This is a genomic window from Isoptericola sp. NPDC057391, assembly GCF_042668085.1.
Lineage (GTDB): Bacteria > Actinomycetota > Actinomycetes > Actinomycetales > Cellulomonadaceae > Isoptericola.
Genome location: NZ_JBHVBO010000219.1, coordinates 1 through 6,162, shown reverse-complemented (window position 1 = coordinate 6,162; position 6,162 = coordinate 1). Strand labels below are relative to the sequence as shown.

At 73.4% G+C, this 6,162-nt stretch carries 8 protein-coding genes and 3 tRNA genes; 8 read left to right on the top strand and 3 right to left on the bottom strand.

Annotated elements, in window-relative coordinates; genetic code table 11:
- Positions 1-177: 177 nt before the first annotated feature.
- Positions 178-1,071, top strand: a complete 894-nt coding sequence (htpX, locus tag ACFUVW_RS18830; RefSeq protein WP_430572834.1) for a zinc metalloprotease HtpX — start codon at positions 178-180, stop codon at positions 1,069-1,071.
- A 60-nt stretch (positions 1,072-1,131) separates the two neighbouring features.
- Complete coding sequence (locus tag ACFUVW_RS18825; protein WP_430572833.1) at positions 1,132-2,004, top strand: potassium channel family protein; 873 nt, start codon at positions 1,132-1,134, stop codon at positions 2,002-2,004.
- Here the strand turns inward: ACFUVW_RS18825 and ACFUVW_RS18820 are convergent.
- From ACFUVW_RS18820 to rarD, 3 genes are read right to left on the bottom strand one after another with little or no spacing between them, the layout of a single operon-like run.
- Entirely contained in the window at positions 1,977-2,900 is a 924-nt protein-coding gene (locus tag ACFUVW_RS18820) for an HAD family hydrolase (protein WP_430572832.1), read from the bottom strand. The genes ACFUVW_RS18825 and ACFUVW_RS18820 overlap by 28 nt on opposite strands.
- Entirely contained in the window at positions 2,897-3,394 is a 498-nt protein-coding gene (locus tag ACFUVW_RS18815) for a YajQ family cyclic di-GMP-binding protein (protein WP_430572831.1), read from the bottom strand. Before ACFUVW_RS18815 ends, ACFUVW_RS18820 begins: the two co-directional genes overlap by 4 nt.
- A gap of 22 nt (positions 3,395-3,416) precedes the next feature.
- Positions 3,417-4,355: an EamA family transporter RarD gene (gene rarD / locus ACFUVW_RS18810; RefSeq protein WP_430572830.1), complete on the bottom strand. Its 939-nt coding sequence runs from the start codon at positions 4,353-4,355 to the stop codon at positions 3,417-3,419.
- A 125-nt stretch (positions 4,356-4,480) separates the two neighbouring features.
- On the opposite strand from rarD, the gene ACFUVW_RS18805 reads away from it, so the two are divergent.
- From ACFUVW_RS18805 to ACFUVW_RS18780, 6 genes are all read left to right on the top strand, one after another.
- Positions 4,481-4,562, top strand: a tRNA-Tyr gene (locus ACFUVW_RS18805).
- Positions 4,563-4,703: 141 nt separating this feature from the next.
- Positions 4,704-4,776: transfer RNA gene (locus ACFUVW_RS18800), tRNA-Thr, on the top strand.
- A gap of 65 nt (positions 4,777-4,841) precedes the next feature.
- A tRNA-Met gene (locus tag ACFUVW_RS18795) sits at positions 4,842-4,915 on the top strand.
- A gap of 90 nt (positions 4,916-5,005) precedes the next feature.
- A complete protein-coding gene (gene rpmG, locus ACFUVW_RS18790; protein WP_079572326.1) occupies positions 5,006-5,176 on the top strand; it encodes a 50S ribosomal protein L33 in 171 nt (56 codons plus the stop codon).
- 29 nt (positions 5,177-5,205) lie between these two features.
- On the top strand, positions 5,206-5,685 hold the full coding sequence (locus ACFUVW_RS18785) for a MaoC family dehydratase N-terminal domain-containing protein (protein ID WP_430572829.1): 480 nt from the start codon (positions 5,206-5,208) through the stop codon (positions 5,683-5,685).
- The gene (locus ACFUVW_RS18780; protein WP_430572828.1) at positions 5,685-6,110 is read left to right on the top strand and encodes a MaoC family dehydratase; all 426 of its coding nucleotides are present in this window, start codon (positions 5,685-5,687) and stop codon (positions 6,108-6,110) included. The genes ACFUVW_RS18785 and ACFUVW_RS18780 overlap by 1 nt, the downstream gene beginning before the upstream one ends.
- Positions 6,111-6,162: the final 52 nt, after the last annotated feature.

The following is a 6,162-nucleotide window of genomic DNA, read 5'->3' as shown; positions in this document are numbered from 1 at the left end:
GGCTCGGACGCCGCCGCGCCATGGTGCGGCCTCGTCCGAGCCTCTCTATCTCGCGGGTCCGGGTTCTCTATCTCGGCGGGTGGGCGGGAACCGCCCGGGCCCTCGGCGCGTTCACCCCGTGGGATCCTGCCGGCGCGCCGGCGCGGGCGGGACGCACGGAAGGAGACAGCAGGACACATGGGCCACCAGCACTTCAACGGTCTCAAGACGGCGGCGCTCTTCGGCGTCATGTGGGCCGTGGTCCTCGGTCTGTGGGCCCTGTTCTTCCGCGGCAGCGCGGGCATGCTCGTCGTCTTCGTGGGGATCGGCCTCGTCACGACGTTCATCGGCTACTGGAACTCCGACAAGATCGCGATCCGGGCGATGCACGCCTACCCGGTGACGGAGCTCGAGGCGCCGGAGATGTACCGCATCGTGCGGGAGCTCTCCACCGAGGCCCGCCAGCCCATGCCGCGCCTGTTCATCTCGCCCACGCAGGCGCCGAACGCGTTCGCGACCGGGCGCAACCCCAAGAACGCGGCGGTGTGCTGCACCGAGGGCATCCTGCGCCTGCTCGACGAGCGCGAGCTGCGCGGGGTGCTGGGCCACGAGCTGATGCACGTGTACAACCGCGACATCCTCACGTCGTCCGTGGCGTCGGCGATGGCGGGCGTCATCACCTCGCTGGCGCAGTTCCTGCTGATCTTCGGCGGCGGGGACCGGCGCGAGGGCGGCAACCCGCTCGCCGCCCTGGCGATGGCGATCCTCGCGCCGTTCGCGGCGATGATGATCCAGATGGCGATCTCGCGGACGCGCGAGTACGACGCGGACGAGGACGGCGCCAAGCTCACCGGCGACCCGATGGCCCTCGCGTCGGCGCTGCGCAAGCTGGAGTCCGGCACGGCGAAGGCGCCGCTGCCGCAGACCCGCGAGCTGCAGAACGTCTCCCACCTCATGCTCGCCAACCCGTTCCGCGGCGCCGGCATGGCCAAGCTGTTCTCCACGCACCCGCCGATGGCGGACCGCATCGCCCGGCTGGAGAAGATGGCCGGCGGCACGGGCTTCGGTCCCGGGGGAATCACCCGCTACTGACGCCCCGCGGGCGCGCCCTCGGGGGGCGGGGGCGACGCCGGTCTGCCAGGCTGACCTGCGATGACCCCAGCCCCGCCGGGCGGCCCGGAGGACGCGGCCGAGCCCGGGCCGCGCGAGCGCCCGCCGTCGTCGCACCCGGACGCCGGTCACGCGCGCCTGCGGCGCTGGCAGGCGGCCACCGAGTGGCCGCTGACGGTGATCTCGCTGTTGTTCCTGGTCGCGTACGCGATCCCTATCGCCCGCCCGGACGCCTCGCCGGACGTGCAGGCCGTCTGCTCGTTCGTCCTCGCGGTGACCTGGCTGCTCTTCGTCGTGGACTACGTCGTGCGCGCCCGGCTGGCCCCGCGCCCGTGGCGGTACGTCCGCCGGCACCCGCTCGAGCTCGCGGTGGTCGTGCTGCCCGTGCTGCGCCCGCTGCTGCTGGTGTCCGTGGTGGTGCGCCTCAACCGGGTGAACGCCGTGCGGCTGCGGGGCCGGGTGGTGCGGTTCGCCGCGGCCGGCACCGCGCTCCTGGTGGTCGTCGGCGCGCTGACCGTGACCCAGGCCGAGCGCGGCGCGCCGGGCGCCAGCATCGTCAATCTCGGGGACGGCTTCTGGTGGGCGATGGTGACGATCACGACCGTGGGCTATGGCGACCTCGCGCCGGTGACCCCGGCGGGCCGGGTCGTCGCGGTCTGCCTGATGCTCGGCGGCATCGCGCTGCTGGGCGTCGTCACGGCGACGCTCTCGTCGTGGCTGGTGGAGCGGGTCACCGACACGTCGTCGCCGGACGACCGCCCGGGCGCGGTGGGTGGCGGGGCGACGGGGGAGGCGCCCGTCGGCATGGTCAGCCAGGCGCAGGTCGCCCTGCTCGTCGCGGAGGTGCAGGAGCTGCGGGCCCAGCTCGTGGCCGACCGGCAGCGCGCTCAGGGGGAGAGCGGCTCCGCCCGGTAGCCGGCCACGGGCGGCCAGGCGCCGAGCGCGGCCTCCAGCGCGGCGGCGACGCCGTCGTCGTCGTTGCCGGGCACGACGGCGTCCGCACACGCGAGCACGTCCGGGTGCGCGTTGGCGACGGCGTGCCCGCGGCCCGCCCAGCGCAGCATCGGCAGGTCGTTGGGCATGTCGCCGAAGGCCCACACGTCGCGGGCGTCGACGTCGAGCCGCCGGCACCACCGGGCGAGCGCGACGTCCTTCGTCACCCCGGGCGGCAGCAGCTCGGCCAGTCCGGCCGCGCCCGAGTAGTGCAGCGCGGCCCGGCCACCGACGACGTCGCGCACGCGCTCGAAGAAGGCCTCCTGGGCGTCGTCCTGGACGTCGCCGCGCTGCACGACGCCGAAGCCCTGCGCCGGCGTGCCGGGCCGGACCGCGAGGAGCTTGGCGACGGCGTCGTCCCCGCCGCGCAGCGCGTCCTCGACGGGCACGGCCCGCAGGCCGCGGTCGAGCCCGGGCTCGCCGTCGGGGAACCAGGGATCGAAGGCCGGGCCGCGGACGGTCTCGACGGCGAGGCCCACCCCGGGCACGGCCTCCCGCAGCCCGGCGACCAGGTCGCGCACGACGGCGTCGTCGAAGCCGCAGGCGTCCAGCGCCCGCCCGGAGCCCAGGTCCCACACCGCGGCGCCGCCGAGGGCGATGACCCGGCCGTGGCCGCCGACCAGGTCGGCCAGGTCGGCGAGCCAGCGGGGCGGACGGGCGGTGACGAAGACGACCTCGGTGCCGGCCTCCTCCACGGTCCGCAGCGCGCGCCGCGTGCGCTCCGAGACGGAGCCGTCCGAGCGCAGCAGCGTGCCGTCGAGGTCCGTCGCGACGACCCGCGGCAGCCCGCGGCCCGCGTCGCCCGCCCGCGCCGTCACCGGTAGTTGACGAACTGGACCGCGAAGTCGAGGTCCGCGCCCTTGAGGAGCGCGATCACGGCCTGCAGGTCGTCGCGGGACTTGCTCGTGACCCGCACCTCGTCGCCGGTGATCTGCGTCTTGACGCCCTTGGGGCCCTCGTCGCGGATGACCTTGGTGACCTTCTTGGCGTTCTCGCCCGCGAGGCCCTCCTTGAGGGAGCCCGCGAGCCGGTAGACCTTGCCGGACGACTGGGGCTCGTTCTCGCCCGTGTCGAAGGCCTTGAGCGAGACCCCGCGCTTGATGAGCTTGGTCTGGAAGACGTCGAGGGCGGCGAGCACGCGCTCCGCGGAGTTCGCCTCGAAGACGACGGTGTCCTGCCCGCTCCACGCGATGGAGGCGCCCACCCCCTTGAAGTCGTACCGCTGGGAGATCTCCTTGGCGGCCTGGTTGAGGGCGTTGTCCACCTCCTGGCGGTCCACCTTGCTGACGATGTCGAACGACGAGTCGGCCACGACGGGCTCCTTCGGGTCAGGGTCAGGGTTCGGTGACCACCGTAGTCCGTGCGCGAGCGGCCAGGCGGGCGGCGCGGGCCTGGCGGGTGCCGTCCACGCTGAGGATCACCAGCGCCACCCACACGAGCACGAACCCGGCCCAGCGGGTGGGCGGCATGTGCTCGCCGAAGACGAGGAGGCCCAGCAGGAACTGCAGCACGGGGGTCAGGTACTGCAGCATCCCGACCACGGACAGCGGGACCCGGCGCGCGGCGGCCGAGAACAGCAGCAGGGGCAGGCCCGTGATGACGCCGCACGCGGCGAGCAGGAGCGCGTGGCCCACGCCCTCGGTGGTGAACGTGCCGACCCCCGTGGCGCCGAGGACCACGAGGTACGCGAGGGCGAACGGCGTGGCCACGGCCGTCTCCGCTGTCAGGCCGGGCAGCGCGCCGACGTCGCGTCCCACCCGGTTCTTCACGAGCGAGTAGAGCCCGAAGGCGCCCGCGAGGACGAGCGCGATCCAGGGCAGACCGCCCACCCCGGTGGAGATCACCACGACGGCCGCCGCCCCGAACCCGAGCGCCACCCACTGCGCCACCCGCAGGCGCTCTCGCAGCACGAGCACGCCGAGGAGCACCGTGAGGAGCGGGTTGATGAAGTAGCCCAGGGCGGCGTCCAGCACGTGGCCGGAGAGCACCGCGTACACGTACGTGGTCCAGTTCGCGATGATCAGCACCGACGCGACGGCGAGCGCACCCATGACGCGGCCGTGGCGCAGCACGGCGACGAACGACCCGAACGTGCGCGTGACGAGCAGGAGCACCACGCAGAACACGAGGCTCCACACCACGCGGTGGGCGATGATCTCGACGGGGCCGGCGGGCTCGAGCAGCGGGAAGAACAGGGGCATCGCGCCCCAGAGGACGAACGCCGAGAGGCCGAGCGGCAGCCCCCAGCGGTCGGGGGAGGAGGGGGACGTCACCGCCTCAATGTAGGGCCCCGACCGGGGGCCCGGGCGGTCGTGACGCGGGCCACGGCGGGACGATTTCCGCCGGGGCCCTCCGGGGCGTTATGGTTCTACCCGCGAGCTCGTCTGCGAGCCCGCACGGCAGGTTGCCCGAGCGGCCAAAGGGATCTGACTGTAAATCAGACGGCTCAGCCTTCGGGGGTTCGAATCCCTCACCTGCCACCGCGACGGACGGGGCGCCACCCTCGGGAGGCGCCTCGTCCGACGTCTGGAGGGGCCTCGCGGCCCCGGCGCACGGTGTGATCGAGCGGGCATCCCGCGGATTTCACCAGGTGCCGAGAGCCGTGTAGAGTCTTCTCCGCTGCCCCGATAGCTCAGTCGGCAGAGCGTCTCCATGGTAAGGAGAAGGTCAAGGGTTCGATTCCCTTTCGGGGCTCTGTGATGTGACGCGGGACCGCCGTCCTCGGTGGAGGGCGGAGGGTCCTGCGTTCCGTCACGCGCGGCGGGGTAGCTCAGCTGGTCAGAGCGCACGACTCATAATCGTGAGGTCGCGGGTTCGAGCCCCGCCCTCGCTACCGACACCATCACGGTTCGACGGCCGGCGTCGGACCGGCCTGTTCCTTGATTCACGTGGCGCCTTCCGGGGGCGCGAGAGGTGACACACCATGGCTGCCAAGAGCGCGGACGTCCGCCCGAAGATCACGCTGGCCTGCGTGGACTGCAAGGAGCGGAACTACATCACGAAGAAGAACCGCCGCAACGACCCCGACCGTCTCGAGCTGGCGAAGTTCTGCCCGCGCTGCGGCAAGCACACGTCGCACCGCGAGACCCGCTGACCCAGCCCTCGACGGATCACCGCACCGACGTGGCGAACACGCTTCCTGATCGAGGCTTCGCTGGCCGCGAGTACCCGGCCACCGCCCCCTACTCCGTGGGGCGCGAGAAGCTCCGTGAGTTCGCGTCCGCCGTCGGTGCCGCCCACCCCGCGCACCACGACCTCGTGGCGGCGCGGGGTCTCGGCTATCCGGACCTCGTCGCGCCCCCCACGTTCGCCGTCGTCGTCGCGCAGCGGGCCGAGGCGCAGTACGTCCAGGACCCGGACGCCGGGATCGACTTCTCGCGCGTCGTCCACGCGGACGAGAAGTTCGTGCACCACCGGCCGATCGTCGCGGGCGACGAGCTGGTCACCGTGCTGCACGTCGACTCCGTGACCGAGCGCGCCGGCATCGCGATGGTGACCACGCGCTGCGAGATCTTCGCCGCGGGCGACGGGGCCGACGACAGCGCCCGCGAGCCCGTCGCGACCGTCTCCTCGAGCCTCGTGATCCGCGGGGAGGACTCCTGATGAACCGGCCCGCGCTCGCGGACCTCGCCGTCGGCGACGTCGTCGCCACCGGGACGGTCGAGCTCGACCGCGCCCGCCTCGTGCGCTACGCCGGGGCCAGCGGCGACTTCAACCCGATCCACTGGGACGAGTCCTTCGCCACCGGCGTCGGGCTGCCCGACGTGATCGCCCACGGCATGCTCACGATGGGTTCGGTCGTGGGCGTCGTCGCCGACTGGGCGGGCGACCCCGGCGCCGTCGTCGCCTACCAGACGCGCTTCACGAAGCCGGTCCCGGTGCCGGCCGACGGCACCGCCGTCGTCGAGGTCTCGGCGGCGGTCGGCGCGATCGACGCCGACGCCGGCACGGTGCGCGTCGACCTCACGGTGACCCACGAGGGCGCCAAGGTGCTCGGCCGCTCGCAGGCGACCGTCCGCCTGTCCTGACTTCTGGCCGCGCGCGAGCGCGCCCCCCCGATCTCGACCTGGGGATCAGCGA

Bases quoted from the DNA above. Each gene is read 5' to 3' on its own strand.
- htpX (WP_430572834.1), top strand. From the start codon at position 178: ATGGGCCACCAGCACTTCAACGGTCTCAAGACGGCGGCGCTCTTCGGC.
- ACFUVW_RS18825 (WP_430572833.1), top strand. From the start codon at position 1,132: ATGACCCCAGCCCCGCCGGGCGGCCCGGAGGACGCGGCCGAGCCCGGG.
- rpmG (WP_079572326.1), top strand. From the start codon at position 5,006: ATGGCTGCCAAGAGCGCGGACGTCCGCCCGAAGATCACGCTGGCCTGC.
- ACFUVW_RS18780 (WP_430572828.1), top strand. From the start codon at position 5,685: ATGAACCGGCCCGCGCTCGCGGACCTCGCCGTCGGCGACGTCGTCGCC.